At 66.3% G+C, this 17,536-nt stretch carries 14 protein-coding genes and 3 pseudogenes; 8 read left to right on the top strand and 9 right to left on the bottom strand.

Going from position 1 to position 17,536, the window contains the following annotated elements; all coding sequences use genetic code 11:
* Positions 1-20: 20 nt before the first annotated feature.
* Positions 21-626, top strand: coding sequence for a ribosome maturation factor RimM (rimM, locus tag ACPFMJ_RS13220; protein ID WP_424360461.1), 606 nt, complete (start codon positions 21-23; stop codon positions 624-626).
* A gap of 34 nt (positions 627-660) precedes the next feature.
* Positions 661-1,350: a tRNA (guanosine(37)-N1)-methyltransferase TrmD gene (gene trmD, locus ACPFMJ_RS13215; protein WP_424360460.1), complete on the top strand. Its 690-nt coding sequence runs from the start codon at positions 661-663 to the stop codon at positions 1,348-1,350.
* A 48-nt stretch (positions 1,351-1,398) separates the two neighbouring features.
* Here the strand turns inward: trmD and ACPFMJ_RS13210 are convergent, their stop codons facing one another.
* From ACPFMJ_RS13210 to ACPFMJ_RS13200, 3 genes are all read right to left on the bottom strand, one after another.
* Entirely contained in the window at positions 1,399-1,857 is a 459-nt protein-coding gene (locus ACPFMJ_RS13210; RefSeq protein WP_424360459.1) for a host attachment protein, read from the bottom strand.
* 104 nt (positions 1,858-1,961) lie between these two features.
* Positions 1,962-2,243, bottom strand: a complete 282-nt coding sequence (locus ACPFMJ_RS13205; protein ID WP_424360458.1) for a hypothetical protein — start codon at positions 2,241-2,243, stop codon at positions 1,962-1,964.
* 389 nt (positions 2,244-2,632) lie between these two features.
* A complete protein-coding gene (locus ACPFMJ_RS13200) occupies positions 2,633-4,300 on the bottom strand; it encodes an acyl-CoA dehydrogenase family protein (RefSeq protein ID WP_424360457.1) in 1,668 nt (555 codons plus the stop codon).
* 342 nt (positions 4,301-4,642) lie between these two features.
* Here ACPFMJ_RS13200 and ACPFMJ_RS13195 point away from each other — a divergent pair, with 342 nt between their 5' ends.
* Together ACPFMJ_RS13195 and ACPFMJ_RS13190 are read left to right on the top strand one after the other, a co-directional pair.
* The gene (locus ACPFMJ_RS13195; protein WP_424360456.1) at positions 4,643-5,221 is read left to right on the top strand and encodes a SanA/YdcF family protein; all 579 of its coding nucleotides are present in this window, start codon (positions 4,643-4,645) and stop codon (positions 5,219-5,221) included.
* Complete coding sequence (locus tag ACPFMJ_RS13190) at positions 5,193-5,738, top strand: hypothetical protein (protein WP_424360455.1); 546 nt, start codon at positions 5,193-5,195, stop codon at positions 5,736-5,738. Before ACPFMJ_RS13195 ends, ACPFMJ_RS13190 begins: the two co-directional genes overlap by 29 nt.
* 9 nt (positions 5,739-5,747) lie before the next feature.
* Here ACPFMJ_RS13190 and ACPFMJ_RS13185 read toward each other — a convergent pair whose 3' ends face one another.
* From ACPFMJ_RS13185 to ccrA, 6 genes are all read right to left on the bottom strand, one after another.
* Positions 5,748-7,094 carry a cytochrome P450 gene (locus ACPFMJ_RS13185; protein ID WP_424360454.1) on the bottom strand — a complete coding sequence of 449 codons (1,347 nt, stop codon included), beginning with the start codon at positions 7,092-7,094 and terminating at the stop codon, positions 5,748-5,750.
* 16 nt (positions 7,095-7,110) lie between these two features.
* Positions 7,111-8,469, bottom strand: coding sequence for a cytochrome P450 (locus ACPFMJ_RS13180; protein ID WP_424360453.1), 1,359 nt, complete (start codon positions 8,467-8,469; stop codon positions 7,111-7,113).
* Positions 8,470-8,544: 75 nt separating this feature from the next.
* Positions 8,545-9,963 carry a DUF3526 domain-containing protein gene (locus tag ACPFMJ_RS13175; protein WP_424360452.1) on the bottom strand — a complete coding sequence of 473 codons (1,419 nt, stop codon included), beginning with the start codon at positions 9,961-9,963 and terminating at the stop codon, positions 8,545-8,547.
* The gene (locus ACPFMJ_RS13170; protein ID WP_424360451.1) at positions 9,960-11,435 is read right to left on the bottom strand and encodes an ABC transporter permease subunit; all 1,476 of its coding nucleotides are present in this window, start codon (positions 11,433-11,435) and stop codon (positions 9,960-9,962) included. Before ACPFMJ_RS13170 ends, ACPFMJ_RS13175 begins: the two co-directional genes overlap by 4 nt.
* Positions 11,432-12,151: an ABC transporter ATP-binding protein gene (locus tag ACPFMJ_RS13165; RefSeq protein WP_424360450.1), complete on the bottom strand. Its 720-nt coding sequence runs from the start codon at positions 12,149-12,151 to the stop codon at positions 11,432-11,434. The genes ACPFMJ_RS13170 and ACPFMJ_RS13165 overlap by 4 nt, the downstream gene beginning before the upstream one ends.
* Before the next feature lie 369 nt (positions 12,152-12,520).
* A complete protein-coding gene (gene ccrA, locus ACPFMJ_RS13160; protein WP_424360449.1) occupies positions 12,521-13,780 on the bottom strand; it encodes a crotonyl-CoA carboxylase/reductase in 1,260 nt (419 codons plus the stop codon).
* A 228-nt stretch (positions 13,781-14,008) separates the two neighbouring features.
* On the opposite strand from ccrA, the gene ACPFMJ_RS13155 reads away from it, so the two are divergent.
* The 4 genes and pseudogenes from ACPFMJ_RS13155 to ACPFMJ_RS13140 all read left to right on the top strand — a co-directional run.
* The gene (locus ACPFMJ_RS13155; RefSeq protein ID WP_424360448.1) at positions 14,009-14,452 is read left to right on the top strand and encodes a DUF2267 domain-containing protein; all 444 of its coding nucleotides are present in this window, start codon (positions 14,009-14,011) and stop codon (positions 14,450-14,452) included.
* 7 nt (positions 14,453-14,459) lie between these two features.
* Positions 14,460-15,472, top strand: a pseudogene (locus ACPFMJ_RS13150) (methylmalonyl-CoA mutase family protein).
* Positions 15,399-16,178, top strand: a pseudogene (locus tag ACPFMJ_RS13145) (methylmalonyl-CoA mutase family protein); the annotation flags it as partial. The pseudogenes ACPFMJ_RS13150 and ACPFMJ_RS13145, both read left to right, overlap by 74 nt.
* 52 nt (positions 16,179-16,230) lie before the next feature.
* Positions 16,231-17,524 (top strand): annotated as a pseudogene (locus ACPFMJ_RS13140) (MFS transporter); the annotation flags it as partial.
* Between the last annotated feature and the right edge of the window lie 12 nt (positions 17,525-17,536).

Below are 17,536 nucleotides of genomic sequence, written 5' to 3'. Positions count from 1 at the left end.
GTCTCGAAGCGCGAGGGCGAATGCCCGCGCCGATTTCCTCCTCCTTCGAGACGCGAGCTGCGCTCGCTCCTTCGGGATGGGGAAACCTTATGGCGGTTGATAAAAACCTCGTCCTGCTCGGCCGTTTCGGGGCGCCGCATGGCGTGCGCGGCGAAATTCGCCTGCAGAGCTTCACCGGCGATCCGATGGCGATCGGCGGCTACGGCCCGCTCACCGACAAGAGCGGCGTAAAGACCTTCAAGCTCGCTGCCGTCCGCCCGCAGGGCAAGGACATGCTCGTCGCCCGCGTCGAGGGCGTCGCGGACCGCGCGGGCGCCGAAAGACTCACCGGGGTCGAACTTTACATATCCCGCGACAAGCTTCCCCCGCCGGAAGACGAAGACGAATTCTACCTCGCCGACCTCGTCGGCCTGCGCGCCGAGACGCGCGAGGGCGCATTGCTCGGGAAGGTCTTGGCCGTGCGCAATTTCGGCGCGGGCGACATTCTGGAGATCGCTCCGCCCGGCGGCGGCGAGACGCTGATGTTCCCCTTCACCAAGGCGGTCGTGCCGGTGGTGAGCGTCGCGGAGGGGCGCGTGATCGTGGAGCCGCCTGCGGAGGTCGAGGCGCCGGAGGAGGAGGACTAGCTCCTCTCATCGCGCGCATGCCATAACCGCCCCCATGTGGCGCGCGACGATCCTCACTCTTTTCCCCGAAATGTTCCCCGGGCCGCTCGGCCTCTCCCTCGCGGGAGACGCGCTCGCGCGCGGCGTTTGGGAATGCGAGACCAGGCAGATTCGCGAGCATGGGATCGGCCGCCATCGCGCGGTGGACGATACGCCGGCGGGCGGCGGGCCCGGCATGGTGATGCGCGCCGACGTTCTCGCGGCGGCGATCGACGCGGCGGGACCGGCCGACGACCCGCGCCCGAGGCTCCTCATGAGCCCGCGCGGACGTCCGCTCACCCAGCAGCGCGTCCGCGATCTGGCGGCGGGGCCCGGCGCGGTCATTCTCTGCGCGCGCTTCGAGGGCGTCGACGAGCGGATCATCGCCGCGCGCCAGTTCGAGGAGATTTCGGTCGGGGATTACATTCTCTCGGGCGGCGAGATCGCCGCGCTCGCCCTTATGGACGCCTGCGTGCGCCTGCTGCCGGGCGTGATGGGCGAGGAGCTTTCCGGGGAAGAGGAAAGCTTTGAAGGCGGACTGCTGGAATATCCGCAATATACGCGTCCGCGCGAATTCGAGGGGCGCGAAATCCCCGAAATCCTGCTCTCCGGCGACCACGGCAAGATCGCCAAATGGCGCCATGCCGAGGCCGTGAAGCTCACGCGGGCGAGACGGCCGGACCTTCTCGCCCGCAAAGAGGATTAGCGCTTTCCGCCGAAGCGGATGCCCGAGAGAAAGCGCGTCAGAACAGGATCAGCTCGCCGGCTTGAGCGCCAGCAACTTCTCGATCTCTGGAACCGGATGCTTGGTGAGGTCCTTGTGAAGCTCGCCCGCGACCTTGCCTTGCGCCTTGACGGAGAGGTCCTTGCGGATTTCCCCGAGCGTCTTGGGCGGCGCGACGATGACGATTTCCTTCAGCTCCCCGCTCTCGGCCGCGGCGTTGATGCGGTCGGCCATGGCGCGGGCGAAGCGCTCTTCCTCGAGCTCGTGCCAGTCGACATTGCCCATGGAGCTGCGGCCGGGAGAAACGGACGAAAATGCGCGGCCCGGAGCGTCCGAGCCCTGCTCGCGGGTGGGGGGATTTTCCTCGACCCGCGTCTCGACAACCCGCAGATCGAGCAGTTCGGCGTCGCCGTGATTGGAGAAGAACAGCGCGCGCCGGCCATCGCCGATCAGAACCCACGCGCCATTATGGACAGCAACTGCGCTCATAGCGTCCTCGTTCGATAAGCTTACGCCATAGAAGTGGCGGTCGAGCGAGGAGAGAGCAAGCGTGGCCGCCGCGCGTCGAAACGACGCGCCGGCTGGCGGCTTATTCAGGCGGCGAGCTTTTCCGGCGCGGCCTGAGCCTGCTGCATCTGGGCGACGACGGCCTTCAGCTCGTTCGCCGGCTGCGTCGATGCGGCCGGGCGCGCCGCGCCGCGGCGCTGGATGCGGGCCTCGTTGACCGCCCATGCGAGATAGCAGGCCGCGGCGATGAAGAGCAGGGCCGTGAAAGGCTCGCCATTGCCCAGAAAGGAGAGGTCGGGCGCGCATTCATTGGCGTATTCGCAGGCGTCCGACCAGTCCTGAAAATACTGTCTGACCGATTCCAACATGGTGACCTCCTTGGCTCGACACGATGGCGCAAAATCCTTGCCGCCGCGTGACGAACCCTAGCTAGCGCAAATCGGCTACGCTGTTTGTGCGTTGCAACATATAATGCGCGCCGAAGCTTTCGCCAGTGTTAAATTGATCCTGCGCTCCGAAACTATCCCAAACAATAACAACGCGCCGCGCTAAATCGCCGCAGCGCAAAAATGTGGGCATATTGCGCAAAAAGCGACCGACACGGGTGTCCGGGAGCTGACAAAAGGCGTGGGTTTCGGCCGCAGCGTTTGATCGCCGGAAGGCTCTCGATTGCGTCGCTGGGCCCGCAATGACGGCAATAAAAAATCCCCCGCCCTTGCGGGCGAGGGACAAATTGCAGAAAGCGCTGAAAGGCTTGTCAGCCTTCCAGCAGGCGCCGCGCGATGACCTGCGCCTGAATCTCCGCCGCGCCCTCGAAGATGTTGAGGATGCGGGCGTCGCAGAGGACGCGGGAGACGGGATATTCCAGCGCGAAGCCGTTGCCGCCGTGGATCTGAAGGGCGTTGTCGGCCGCCGCCCAGGCGACACGGGCGCCGAGCAGCTTGGACATGCCGGCCTCGAGGTCGCAGCGCTTGCCGGCGTCCTTCTCGCGCGCGGCGAAATAGGTGATCTGGCGGGCGATGTGGATCTCCACCGCCATCGACACGATCTTGTTGAAGACGCGCGGGAAGGCGAAGAGCGGCTTGCCGAACTGGATGCGCTCCTTGGCGTATTTCAGGCCGAGGTCGAGGGCGCACTGGGCGACGCCGAGGGCGCGCGCGGCGGTCTGGATGCGGGCCGATTCGAAGGTCTCCATGAGCTGCTTGAAGCCCTTGCCCTCTTCGCCGCCGAGGAGATTCGCGGCCGGCACTTCGAAATTGTCGAAGCCGATTTCGAACTCCTTCATGCCGCGATAGCCGAGCACCTCGATCTCGCCGCCCGTCATGCCCTTGGCCGGGAACGGGTTCTCATCCGTGCCGCGCGGCTTCTCCGCGATGAACATGGAGAGGCCCTTATAGCCCTTCTCGTTCGGATTGGTGCGGGTCAGCAGCGTCATGATGTCGGCGCGGACCGGATGGGTGATCCAGGTCTTGTTGCCCGTGACTTTGTAGACGTCGCCCTCGCGCACGGCGCGGGTGCGCAGGCCCGCGAGGTCCGAGCCGTTATTCGGCTCGGTGAAGACGGCGGTGGGCAGGATTTCGCCGGTCGCGATCCGCGGCAGGTAATTCTGCTTCTGGTCTTCCGTGCCGCCGACGAGGATCAACTCGCCCGCGATCTCGGAGCGCGTGCCGAGCGAGCCGACGCCGATATAGGCGCGCGACAGCTCCTCGGAGACGACGCACATGGCGATCTTGCCCATGCCCGAGCCGCCGTAAGCCTCCGGGATCGTCAGGCCGAAGACGCCGAGCTCCGCGAGGCCCGAAATGACCTCGAGCGGGATATAGGCGTTCTTGGCGTGCCATTCCTGCGCGTAAGGAACGACATGGTCGGCCGCGAATTTGCGCATTTCGCTGCGGATGGCTTCCAGCGTCTCGTCGAGGCCGGAGGCGCCGATCGTCTCGGCCGCCGAATGATGGTCGATCAGCTCGGCGAGGCGGGCGCGGTTCGCGGGCGTGTTGCCAGAGAGGATGAGGCGGTCGACGGCGGCCGGGCGCTTCGCGGCGACCTGCTGGGCGGAGAGGCCGAAATCCGAGAGGCGGACGGTTTCGCCCTGGCTCATCGGAATGCCGCCATAGACCTGGGCGAGCAGCTCGGCGTAGCCGATCTGGTTGAGGAGCTCCTCCGTCTCGCCATAGGCGCCCTCGCCCTGAAGGCGCTCGGCGTAGTCGATCAGCTCCTTGAGGCCCTGAACGTAGGTCGCGAACCAGGAGAGGCCGTGCGCCGCGTGCTGGTCGGCCTCGATCAGCTCGTTCGAGAGCTTGCCGTCCTTGGTGACGCGGGCGCGAACGCTGGCGAGGCCTTCATTATAGAGCGCCTCGACGGCGGCGAGCGCTTCCCTCGCGTCGGAGAGCCAGCTTGCGGGATCGAGTTTCGTCGCGACGGTCATTCTTGCTTTTCCTACCCGGAATGAGGCCCGTTGCAGGGCTGTGGAAATTTGGGGCTCTAAATGCCGTCATTTCGGCTGCGACGCAACAGGACTCCCCTGCGCCGCATCATCGCGGCCGTGCGCCCGCGCAAGACCGACATGCAGCCATCGTCCATAACGTCCGGAAGCGGCGGCCGCCTGCTTCGCTTCGCCAAACGCCGACGCGCCGGACGGTTTTTCACAGATGGCTAATCCTTCGCAAACATCTGTTTCGCTCTCGCGGCCTATGCGCTGCTCGCCGGCGCCGCCTGGATTTGGGTCAGCCGCGACGCGGGCCCGCATGTCGCCGGCTCTGCGGCGGATGTGGCGCCGGTCGAGGCGGGCCTCGTTCTCGGCGCCTCGCCCATCCGCCGCGACGGCGAGGGGCACAATCGCCATTTCCTCTACCGCATCGAGGCGGCGACGGCGCTCTACAAGGCGGGCAAGGTCAAATATCTCATCGTCAGCGGCGACCGTCGCGACGACTTCTATGAGGAGCCGGCGGCCATGCGCGACGCGCTGATCGCCGCGGGCGTCCCCGCGGATCGCATCTATCGCGACGCCGCCGGCTTCCACACGCGGGATTCGCTGGCGCGGGCGCATCTTCTCTTCGGGCAGAGGGACGCCGTCGTCATCTCGCAGCGCTTCCACGCGGAGCGCGCGGTCTTCATCGCGCGGGCGCATGGGCTCGCCTATACCGGCTTCGCCGCGTGGGACATCATACCTGTTCCGGCCTTCGCACCTTTGCGCGCGAAACCTTCTCGCGCATTGTCGCGCGCCTCGACGCATGGACGCCCGAGCAGGCGCCGCAAGGAGAAAAGATTTCGCTCGGCGCCGAAAAGCTGTGAGCGCGCGATGCGCAACGCAAGATATTTTGAAAACAGCGCAGGAATGGACGTATGATCTATTCATGCTCGCACGAATAAAAGACGACATTTCGAATCGCGTCACAAATGAATGGGCGGCGGTCAAAAAGGCCCCGCTCGCTGCGCTGACTTTGACGCTTACCGGAGCGGGGGCCGGTTTCTTTCTCGCCTCCACACGGTATGACCTCGCGCTGCAAAGCCCGAACGCGGCAGTTGCGTCAAAAAGCGAGCAAATCGTGATGGCTCCTCCGCAGCAGTTGGAGCCAATTAAACCGCGGGTTTCGCAGGCGAAGCCAAATTACGAAAATCTGTATCAGTTTCGCAAGAAAGTCGGCGTGGTCGATGCGGCGAAGATCGACGAAGAACATGGCATGATTTACTTTCCGTCCGTGCTCGACGCAACCACGCTTAATCCGGTCGCAGACTTCGAATACAAAGACTATGTCTTGCATTTGAGTTCCGCCAATATTGTTTCTCTCGAAAGCGTTTCTGAAAACAAAGAAAGAATTCTTGGTTCGGTCAAATGCCTGATCGTCGGGCGCATGAAGGATTAGCGCCGGCCTTCAGACCGGCGAGACGATGAGCGGCAGGCCATGTCTCGGCCGCGTCGAAATATTCGGCTGAATATCCGGCCTGAAACCCGCGACCGGTCGGAACGCGAAGGCCCGCGTCAGCGTCGCCAGCACGGTCGTCATCTCCAGCATTGCGAGGCTCATGCCGATACAGATGCGCGGGCCGCCGCCGAAGGGCAGAAAGGCGAAGCGGTGACGCGCTTTTAAGGCTTCGGGCGCGAAGCGGTCCGGGTTGAACCCGAGCGGGTCGGGCCAGAGCTTCTCGTTCCGGTGCAGCGCCCAGATGGCGACGACCACCTGCGCGCCTTTCTCGATCGTATGGCCGCCCAGCGTCGTCGCCTCGCGCGGCTGGCGAGAGATCGCGCCGACGGGCGAGAAGAGCCGCATCGATTCCTGAATGACCTGCTTCGTGAAGGCGAGGCGCTCGACCTCCTCGCGGCCGATGGGCCCGTCGCCCGCCACCTCCCGTACCTCGGCGCGCAGCCGCTCCTGCGTCGCCTGATCCTTGGCGATGAGCCACAGCGTCCAGGCGAGCGCGGTGGCGGCGGTCTCATGGCCGGCGGAAATGAAGGTGAAGAGATTGGCGAGCAGCTCCCGATCATTCATGGCGCGGCCGGTCTCGGGATCCCGCGCCTTGATGAGGAGCGAGAGGATGTCGGCGCCCGTGGCCTCCCCCCGTCGCGCGGCGATGAGCCGCGCGGTCTCGCGGCGCAGATAGCGCGTCGCAAGATGCATCTTGATGAAGCCCGGATGCGGAATGAATTTCGGCAGGCCGAGCGCGGCGAGCAGGAATTGCCAGGAGAAGCCGGAAAAGGCGTCCGTCTCGGCGGCGAGGAATTTGTCTCGATCCACGGCCTCCACGTCGCCCATCACGGCGCGCAGGATCACGTCGAAGGCGACGTCCATCATCGCCCTGGCGACGTCGACCTGACCCGGCCCCGCCTTGCGCCATTTCTCGGCCTGCCGCTCCGCGCAGTCGAAGAAGACTGGCGTTAAAGCGAGAAGGTTCTCGTGTCGGAAGGCGGGGGAGACCGCGCGCCGCTGCCAGCGCCAATGCGTCCCTTCCGCGAGAAAAAGCCCCTGCGGATCGACGACATTGGAGAGCGCTTGAGGAGTAATGCGGTCGCGCGGGAAGAAATCCGCCCGCGTCACCAGCACGTCCTCGATGAGCGCGGGGTCGGTGAGAAAGATCGTCTGCGGCCGGTTGAAACGGCGGATGGCGGTCGTTTCGCCGCGATAGGAATCGGGCGGGAAGTTTTCGAGATAGTTGCGCACATAGGCGCGCAGCGACGGCGTGGGCCGCGGCGCGAAGGGCTGGAAGTCCGGATCGTGAAACATGGCGCGATCCTTTCGCTCAGAGCGCTTCGATCTCGAGAGGCAGGCCGTCCTTCGCGCGCAGCGTGATGTTCGTTGCGAGCGTCAGGCGCGGGCCGGGAACGGTCCTGAACCGGAATTGGCGCAAGAGCGCGGCGAGGATGACCTGCATCTCGATCATCGCGAAGCTCATCCCGATGCAGATGCGCGGGCCCGCGCCGAAGGGAAGATAGGCGCAGCGATGGCGCCCCTTCGACTTCTCCGGCGCGAAACGGTCCGGGTCGAAGGCGTTCGGCTCCTCCCAGAGCTTCTCGTGCCGGTGCAGGCACCAGCTCGCGACGAGAAGGAAATCGCCCTTGCGAATGTCGAGCGGACCGATCGTCACGTCCTCGCGCGCGCCGCGGCCGACGGCGACGCCGGGCGGGAAGAGCCGCATCGATTCCTGAATGACCTGCCGCGTGAAGGCGAGCCGCTCAATGTCTTCCGGCGCGATGTCGCGGGAGCCGAGGACCGTTCCAATCTCGGCGCGCAGCCGCTCCTGCGTCCGTTGATCCTTGGCGAGGAGCCAGAGCGTCCAGGCGAGCGCGGTCGCCGCCGTCTCATGGCCGGCGACCATGAAGATATATAGGTTCGAGACGAGCTCGCTGTCGCTCATCACGCGGCCGGTCTCGGGATCGCGCGCCGAGAGGAGGAGACCGAGAATGTCCTTCGCGTCGCCGCCCGCCGCGCGCCGCTCCGCGACGAGCCGCGACGTTTCGCGATGGAGCCAGCGAACGCCCGCTTCCGCCTTGCGCTTGCCGGGGAAGGGAAACGCTTGCGGCAGCCCCATCTGTGCATAGAGAAAGCGCCAGGCGGTGGTCGAGAGAGCCGGCGTCAGCGCCGCGAGATATTTGTCGCGGTCGAGCGAAGCGGCGCCATCGCCCATCACGGCCTGCAGGATGATCCAGAAGGTCGCCTGCGTCATGGCGGGCGAGACGTCGACAATTCCCTTTCCCCGCGCGCGCCATTCGTCGGCGAGGATGTCCGCGCCCTTCGCGAAGGTCGGGACGAGCGCGAGGAGATTTTCGTGGCGGAAGGCAGGCGTCGCCGAGCGCCTCTGCCAGCGCCAATGCGCGCCTTCCGCAAAGAACAGGCTGTCGCGATTGACCTCGTCCGCCAGCGCCTCGACCTGAAGCCGGTCGCGCCCGAATTTTTCGGCCCTCGCGACGAGCACTTCCTCGGCCAGGACCGGGTCCGTGACGAGACGCATTTCGGGAAGGATCGGCCAGACCGCCCGCACCGTCGCATGGCTGTCGCGATAGGCTTCTGCCGGCCAGTTCTCGATGAAGTTCCGGGCCGCGACGCGCAGCGACGGCCGCCGACGGGGAACGAAAGGCATGAAATCGGGATCGTGAAACATGGCGGCGCAGTCTCTGCGGGAAATAAGCCTTTCAGGCTTTGAAGTTACCCGCTCATCCGAGATGCTGCAAACCGCTCACGGCCTCACGCGCCGCAAGCCGCGCGCGGCGAAGATGGCGAGGAGAAGCGTCGGGATCAGCACGCCGGCAAGCGGCGCGGCCATGCCGGCGCTTGCCTGTTCCCGCAATTCCGGAAAGCGCGGCAGGGCGTCGTAATCCGCCGCGGTCATGGCGGTTCCCGCCTTTGCGCGGGTGAGAAAGAAATCGCGCCATTCGACATGGAAGGCGGCGATGCGGTCGAGAAAGCCGCGATAGCGCGCTTCTCCCGCACCCGCGACGTCGGCGAGCGCGCGATAGGTCAGCAGCGCCGGGGAGACGAAGCTCAAGCGGTCGGCGAGCGCGCGTTGGCGGTCGAGCTGCGCGTCATGCTCGGCGATGACGCCCTCGACGCGCTGGAACGCCGCCTCCTGCGTCGCGAGGCGGCGCAGCGTTCCTTCCCGCGCGCGGTCGCGCTTCTCGTGGGAATGCTCGTCCGTATAACGCGCGAGCGCGGCGTCGCGGGCCTTGTCGGCGTCGGTCGAGGCGGCGCGGGCGGCGAGAACCATGTCGATGCGCGACGGCGCCGGATGGGCGTAGCCGGCAAGGCTGTTGATCCCGGCGGGCGCCAGCATGGTCACGACGACGAAGGCGCAGACCAGCGTCAACGCATTGAAGGACGAGCTTTTGCCGAGCCCGTCGACGGCGCAGGCGAGCGCCGCCCAGAACAGGCCGTAGAGCAAAATGATCGTCGCGAGCGCGGCGAAGGATGCGGAGGCGATCACGCTTGCGCCTGCAAAGGCCGCGATCCCAATGGCGGCGGCGAGCAGCGTCGCGCCGACGGGAGCCAGAACGCGCGCGGCGAGCTTGCCCGCGAGCGTCGCGCGCGGGTTTCGCGCGGAAGCGAGCGTCATGGCGAGCGTGCCATGCTCGCGTTCGCCAGCGAGCAGATTGAAAGCGAGCGCGAGAATAACGAGCGGATAGACGAAGACGATCACGAAAGCGAGATCGGTCGAGCCGCTCATGAGATTGGCCGGATTCTCGATTTCGTCCGCGTAAAGAAAGCTGTCCTTCGAGCCTGTCGTCACCTTCACGACGGGCGGAAAGAGATCGCTTTGCCCGACCGCCGCAAGCGCCAGCGGCGCGGGGAAGAGCGCGGCGACGCGCGCGGCGGGTCCGCCGCCCATGAAGGCGGCGTTGCGCGGATCGCGATAGGGCGGCGGCTCTTCCTTCGCGTCGCCCGCCTCCAACTTTGCGAGCGTCTTCTTTAAGCCCTCGATCCGCTGCGCTTCTTCCGCGCGCGCGGCGGCGACGAGGTTCTTCTGCGTCTCGACGCGGGCCGCGCCTGTGTGAAGCGAAAAGAGGATCGCGGCGACGAGCGCGCCGAGCGCCAGCCAGACGGCGCGTTCGCGCTTCAGGGTCAGCGCCTCGAAGCGCATGCCGGCGAGAAAGGCGCTCATAGCGGCCTCAAGCGACGGATCGCGACGAGCGCGAAAGCGAAAGTGAGCGCGAGCCAGCCGACGAGCCCCGCAATCGCCTCGCTGCTGCCCGCGACCGCGAAGCCCGCCGTCGGCGCGCGATAGGAGAAGGCGGCGATGCGCTTCCAGAGTTCCGTTCCGGCGACGTAGCTCTCGTCGCGCTGGAAGTGGATGATGTTGTCGCTGACGTCGTTCTGTATGTCGCGGCGATGCGCTTCCGCCGCGCTCGCGAAGTCAAATTGCGCGCGGCTGTCGGAGCCCGCAAAAGCCATGGAGAAAGGCCGCAGGGCGAGCAGCGGAAAGAGAAAGCCCGCGCTGGCGCGCAGCGCGTCCTGCCGCTCGTAAGCCGCCTGCAGCGCACCGAAATGCCTGTCGAAAATCGCGTAGCCGTTTTCGTCGTCCTTGCGCAGCGACAGGCCGCGAAAGCTCACCGGCAGGTCTTTAATGTCCGTCACGCCGTATTTTTTCAAAACCTCGTCGCGAAAGGCGATGAAGGCCGGATGCGTCTCGTCATGGCCGAAGCTCGTCGCCTTGTCTTTCGCGATGGCGGCGCGAAACGCCTGCGCCGTGGGCGTCGGCGCGAGGGCGCGGGCGATGTCGGTCGCAAGGCGCGGCGCGAGGAAGGAATTGGCGAGCCAGAAGGCGAGCAGCGCGACGAGCGCCGCGCGGCTGGATTTCGAAAGCGCCGAAACGCCGAGGGCGAGGAAGACGAAACCGGCGAGATAGACCGCGTAGCCCGCCGTCATCGCGGCGAGGCGGAGGAACTGATCCGCGAGCGAAAGACGGTTTGCGTCCGTCATCGTGGCGACGGCGATCGCCGCGCCAATGAGGGCCGGCGCGAGCAGCGCGGCGGAGGCGCCGAGCAGGGCGACCGCCTTGCCGGCGAGAAGATCGCGCGGGCGCGCGCCGAGGCTCAGCAATTGTTTGAGCGTGCCGCTTTCGCGTTCGCCGGAGAAGCTGGCGAAGCCCGCAAGCAGGACGATGAGCGGCGCGACCGTCTGCAGGATGAAGGCGGCGGAAAGCCCGCCCAGCCGCGCCGCGATCCCGCCGTCGCGCGCCGCGCGGAACTGCGCCTCGTTTTGCTTGTGCGCTTCCAGCCACACGGCCGAGCCGACATAGGGATCGACGCCGGGATCGGCGAGCGAGAGCGGGCTTGTCGGCTTGAAGGCGTATTGGCCGAAATGGGCGGCGGCGTGCGGGTTCTTGGCACCCTGGCTCGTCCAGAGCAGCCGGTCGGCCTCTGCGGCGGCGGCGCGTTCGCGCGCAATCCGCGCATTCTCGGCGGCGCCGAAGCCGAGCGCGGCGAGCGTCAGCAGCGCGGCGAAGGCGAAGAGCGCGAGAAGCCGCCGGTCGCGGCGCATCTCGAGAAATTCCTTGGCCGCGATGGCGCGAATAATGTGCGCGCGTCGCGTGGGAATGGCCTGCGCGACGGGGGCGAGCGCCATGTCGCTCATGCCGCCGCTCCCGTCGCGAAGAGGTCGAGATAGGCGCGTTCGAGGCCGAGATGATCCACGTCGCTCGCATCGAAGACGCGGGCGAGCTTCCCGCCCGCCATGATGCCGATGCGCGTGCCGCATTGCTTGGCGAGGAAGAGGTCGTGCGTGACCATCAGGATCGCCATGCCGTCGCGCCGCAGTTTCTCGATCAGCGCGGCGAATTCGTTCGCGGCGAGCGGGTCGAGGCCGGAGGTCGGCTCGTCGAGCAGCAGCGCCTGCGCGCGCCGCGCAAGCGCGATGGCGACGCCGACCTTCTGGCGCATGCCTTTCGAATAGCCGCGCACGGGCCGCGTCGCGGCTTCTTCCGGCAGGCCGGCGGCGAGGAGCAGCGGCAGAAGCTCGGAGGCAGGGGTCGGCGCACCGGAGACTTCCGTGAAATAAGCGAGGTTCTCGAGCCCCGTCAGCGCGCCGTAGAGCATCACCGTCTCGGGGATATAAGCGAGTTTCGCGCGCGCCCCGAGCGGGTCTTTCGCGCTGTCGATCCCACAGACCAGCGCCTGTCCATCGGTCGGGTCGAGAAAGCCGAGGAAGAGATTGACGGTTGTGGTCTTGCCGGCGCCGTTCGGGCCGAGGAGGCAAAAGACCTCGCCGGGATTGACCGTGAGATCGAGACGATCGAGCGCCGGGGCCTGCGCCCCGTCATAGCGCTTCGAGAGATCGCGCGCTTCAAGCATGCCGCATCCTTTCGCGCCCGCGCGTGTGGCCTGCGCGCGGGATGCTTGTGAGGAGGCGGCTAAGCTGCATCGCGCCCGGATTTTGGTCAAGCGCGGCTCGCGTCCAGCCTTGGCGAAAGCGGCGCCGCCCCCCACCCTTCATCCCTCCCCGCCACTCCGTGGGGGGAGGGAGGCGGCTCACGCCCGAGAATGCGTCTGTGTTGGCCTTGTGATCCCGCACGGCGCGGCCTCATCCCTCCCCCCACGAAGTGGCGGGGAGGGGCAGGGGTGGGGGGCCGCGCCGCTCCGCAATGTTGGGATGTCGCCAAAACAAAAACGGCGCGCCGGTTTCCCGACGCGCCGTCAATTCCTCAAAGCAAGCGAAGCCGCTTATTTCTTCTTCTTGCCGTAAGCTTCGACGACGTCCTCGACCGTGTGCAGGCCGGGCTCGATCGAATTGACCAGCACCGCCATGTTGCCGGGCGCGTGCTCGTTCTTCCACATCTTCATATGCGCCTCCGGGATCTTGTCCCAGGCGAAGACCTCCGACATGCAGGGGTCGATGCGGCGGTCGATCACGAACTGGTTCGCGGCGGCGGCCTGCTTCAGATGGGCGAAATGCGAGCCCTGAATGCGCTTCTGGCGCATCCACACATAGCGGGCGTCGAAGGTGATGTTGAAGCCCGACGTGCCGGCGCAGAACACGATCATGCCGCCGCGCTTGGCCACCAGCGTCGAGACCGGGAAGGTCGCTTCGCCCGGATGCTCGAAGACGATGTCGACGTCCTTCTTGCCGGTGATGTCCCAGATTGCCTTGCCGAACTTGCGCGCTTCCTTCAGCCACTCGACATATTCCGGCGAGTTGACCTTGGGGAGCTGGCCCCAGCACTTGAAGTCCTTGCGGTTGATCACGCCCTTGGCGCCGAGCGACATGACGTAATCGCGCTTGGACTCGTCGGAGATCACGCCGATGGCGTTGGCGCCCGAGGCCGCGCAGAGCTGCACGGCGAAGACGCCGAGGCCGCCCGAGGCGCCCCAGACCAGCACGTTGTGGCCGGGCTTCAGCTCATGCGGCTCATGGCCGAAGAGCATGCGATAGGCGGTGGCGAGCGTCAGCGTGTAGCAGGCCGCCTCTTCCCAGGAGAGATGCTTGGGACGCGGCATGAGCTGGCGGTCCTGCGCGCGGCAGAACTGGGCGAAGGAGCCGTCCGGCGTCTCATAGCCCCAGATGCGCTGCGAGGGCGAGAACATCGGGTCGCCGCCATTGCACTCTTCGTCGTCGCCGTCATCCTGGTTGCAGTGGATGATGACTTCGTCGCCGACCTTCCAGCGCTTGACCTTGGAGCCGACCGCCCAGACGATGCCGGAGGCGTCGGAGCCCGCGATGTGGAACGGGTTCTTGTGGCCGTCGAGCGGGGAGATAGGTTCGCCGAGCGAGGCCCAGACGCCGTTATAGTTGACGCCGGCGGCCATTACGAGAACGAGCACGTCATGGCTGTCGAGCTCCCAGGTCGGCAGGACCTCGAGCTGCATCGCCGTGTCCGGCGGGCCATGGCGCTCCTTCCGGATCGCCCAGGCGTACATGTTCTTGGGAACATGCCCGAGCGGCGGGATTTCGCCCAACTCGTAAAGGTCTTTCTTCTCGCTCAAGGTGCGCTCCCTCCATTCGGTCATTGCACCGCAATAATCTGCTTATAATTGCACGGCGTGTGGCCGGAAAGGCGAAAATTCCGATAGGTCAGGCAGGTTTTGCCTATGATGAAGGGAGCGGAACAGCGTTCGACCGCATGGCCCCGACCCCCGAAACGGCCGCCATTGCTCGGGCCGGCCCCGCGCTTATCTGACGGGAGGGGGCGAGGGCTGCAACAGGAGGCGGCCATGAGCGACACACAGGTCGCAGCGCTCGACCATACGGTCCAGTTGACCAATGTCTGGCTCAAAAAGCTCGCCGAGGAGGAGAAACTCGGCGACCGGCCGCACGCCTATGGCGCGCTGCGCGCCGTTCTCCATGCGCTGCGCGACCGGCTGACCCCCGAGCAGGCGGCGCATTTCGGCGCCCAGCTCCCCATGCTGCTGCGCGGCCTCTACTATGAAGGCTGGCATATGGCCGACAAGCCGATGGCGGTCCGCAATGTCGAGGCCTTCGAGAACATGATCGACCGGGGCCTGCCGCCGGGCTTCCCAGTCGACGCCGCGACGGCGGCGCGGGCGGTCTTTTCGGTCATCTGGCGGGAGCTGGATTTCAACGAGAGCGCCAAGGTGGTTTCCGATCTCCCGTTGCCGCTGCGGGAGCTGTGGCCGGAGGCGCCCGCGCCGCGATAAGCCCTGGATGTTCCGCACCTATGCCGGCCACTCGACGGCCGCCGCGTCCAACCGGCTCTATCGCTCCAATCTCGCCAAGGGCCAGACGGGTCTCTCGATCGCCTTCGATCTGCCGACCCAGACGGGCTACGACAGCGACCACATTCTCTCGCGCGGCGAAGTGGGCAAGGTCGGCGTGCCGGTCTCGCATCTCGGGACATGCGCACCCTGTTCGACGGCATTCCGCTCGACGGAGATGAACACGTCGATGACGATCAACGCCACGGCCGTGTGGCTGATGTCGCTCTATATCGCCGCCGCCGAGGAGCAGGGCGCGCCGCGCGCAAGCTGCAGGGCACGACGCAGAACGACATCATCAAGGAATATCTGTCGCGCGGCTCCTATGTCTTCCCGCCGGAACCGTCGCTGCGCCTCACGCAGGACCTCATTCTCTTCACCGACGAAGGAATGCCGAAGTTCAACCCGATGAACGTCTGCTCCTACCATCTGCAGGAAGCGGGGCGACGCCGGCGCAGGAGCTCGCCTATGCGCTCGCCACGGCGGTGGCGATCCTCGACGGCGTGAAGGCCGCGGGCATGTCGGAGGAAGATTTCGCGCAGGTCGTCGGCCGCATCTCTTTCTTCGTCAACGCCGGCATGCGCTTCGTCACCGAGCTCTGCAAGATGCGCGCCTTCGGCGAGCTGTGGGACGAGATCACCCGCGACCGTTACGGCGTGAAGGACGAGAAACCGCATGTTCCGCTATGGCGTGCAGGTCAATTCGCTCGGCCTCACCGAGCAGCAGCCGGAAAACAACGTCTATCGCATCCTGATCGAGATGCTGGCCGTCACGCTCTCGAAGAACGCCCGCGCCCGCGCCGTGCAGCTTCCCGCCTGGAACGAGGCGCTCGGCCTGCCGCGTCCGTGGGACCAGCAATGGTCGCTGCGCATGCAGCAGATCATGGCCTATGAGACCGACCTGCTCGAATATGGCGACATCTTCGACGGCAATCCGGAGATCGCCAAGAAGGTCGCGGCCTGAAAGCCGAGGCCATGGCCGAGCTCAAGAAGATCGACGAACTTGGCGGCGCCGTGGCGTCGAGATCGGCTACATGAAACGCCGCCTCGTCGAGAGCAACACGGGCCGTCTGTCGCAGATCGAAAGCGGCGAGCAGACCGTCGTCGGCGTCAACAAGTTCACCGAGACCGAGCCCTCGCCGCTCGCCGCCGGCCGACGCCATCATGGTCGTGCCGGAAGGCGTCGAAGCCGAACAGATCGCGCGGCTCAAGGCGTGGCGCGAGAGCCGCGACGCCAAGAAGGCCGAAAAAGCCCTGGCAGAAGTCGAGCGCGCCGCCAAAGAAGGCCGCAACATCATCGAGCCTCCATCGCCGCCGCCAAGGCCGGCGTGACGACCGGCGAATGGGGTTCGTCGCTGCGCGGCATCTTCGGCGAATACCGCGCGCCGACGGGCGTCTCCTCGACCGCCCGCCAGGTCGGCGGCCAGCTCGACAAGGTGCGCGGCGAGGTGGAGCGCGTCTCCCACAAGATCGGCGCCCGCGCCAAGTTCCTCGTCGGCAAGCCCGGCCTCGACGGCCACTCGAACGGCGCGGAACAGATCGCGGTGCGCGCGCGCGACGCAGGCTTCGACGTGATCTATGCCGGCATCCGCTCGACGCCGGCCGAGATCGTCCGCGCCGCGGTCGACGAAGGCGTGCATGTCGTCGGCTTGTCGATCCTTTCGGGCTCCCACGTTCCCCTCGTCAAAGACGTGATGGAACGCATGCGCAAAGAAGGCCTGGATGACGTCCGCGCCGCTCGTCGTCGGCGGCATCATCCCGCCGGCGGACGAGAAGCTGCTGCTCGAGAGCGGCGTCGCGGCGGTCTACACGCCGAAGAATTACGACCTCAACGTCATCATGTTCAACCGCTGGCTCGTGCCGCCGGCCGCGCTTGCGATCCATCTTTGCATCGGCATGGCCTATGGCTTCTCGGTCTTCTGGCTGCCACTGTCGCGCATTGTGGGCGGCGCCGCGCCGAAGGACTGCCCGGCCGATATGGGCGTTCTGGCGCAGATCTTCACGACGAGCTGCGACTGGAAGATCAGCATGCTCGGCTGGACCTTCACGCTGTTCTTCGTGTTGCTCGGCTCCTCCGCCGCGGTTTTCGGCCACTGGCTGGAGACGGCGGGACCGCGCAAGGCCGCCCTCGCCGCCGCCTTCTGCTGGTGCGGCGGCCTGCTCATTTCCGCGCTCGGCGTCTCATTGCATCAGATCTGGATGATCTGGATTGGATCGGGCGTCATCGGCGGCGTCGGTCTTGGACTCGGCTATATCTCGCCGGTCTCGACGCTCATCAAATGGTTCCCCGACCGGCGCGGCCTCGCGACGGGACTCGCCATTATGGGCTTTGGCGGCGGCGCCATGATCGGCGCGCCGCTCGCCGACAAGCTGATGGGCTTTTTCGCGACGCCGGACTCGCCCGGCGTCTGGCAGACCTTCATCGCGCTCGCCGCCATCTATTTCGTCTTCATGGTCTGCGGCGCCTCGGCTATCGCGTGCCGCCCGAGGGCTGGACGCCTGCGGGCTGGACGCCGCCCGCCCCGCCGCCAACGCGCTCGTCACGCATCGCCACGTCCATCTCGACGTCGCGTGGAAGACCCCGCAATTCTGGCTGCTCTGGGGCGTGCTCTGCCTCAACGTCTCGGCCGGCATCGGCGTGCTCGGCATGGCCTCGCCCATGCTGCAGGAAGTCTTCGGCGGCAAGCTCATCGGCCTCGACATCGGCTATGACGCGCTCAACCCCGATCAGCGAAAGGCCATTGCCGCGATCGCCGCGGGCTTCACCGGCCTGCTCAGCCTCTGCAACATCGGGGGCCGCATCGGCTGGGCCTCGGCCTCCGACGCTTTCGGCCGCAAGGGCACCTACGCCATCTTCTTTATCGCCGGCTTCATCCTCTACGCCGCGGTTCCCTTCGCGGCGAAGGGCGGCGTCGTCTTTCTCTTCGTGCTGCTCTTCGCGGTGATCATCACCATGTATGGCGGCGGCTTCTCGACCATCCCCGCTTTTCTCGCCGACATTTTCGGCACGCATTATGTCGGCGCGATC

This window comes from Methylocystis parvus (assembly GCF_049675845.1).
GTDB lineage: Bacteria > Pseudomonadota > Alphaproteobacteria > Rhizobiales > Beijerinckiaceae > Methylocystis > Methylocystis parvus_A.
The sequence above is the reverse complement of the archived record's forward strand: the minus strand, read 5'-3'. Positions and strand labels throughout refer to the sequence as shown.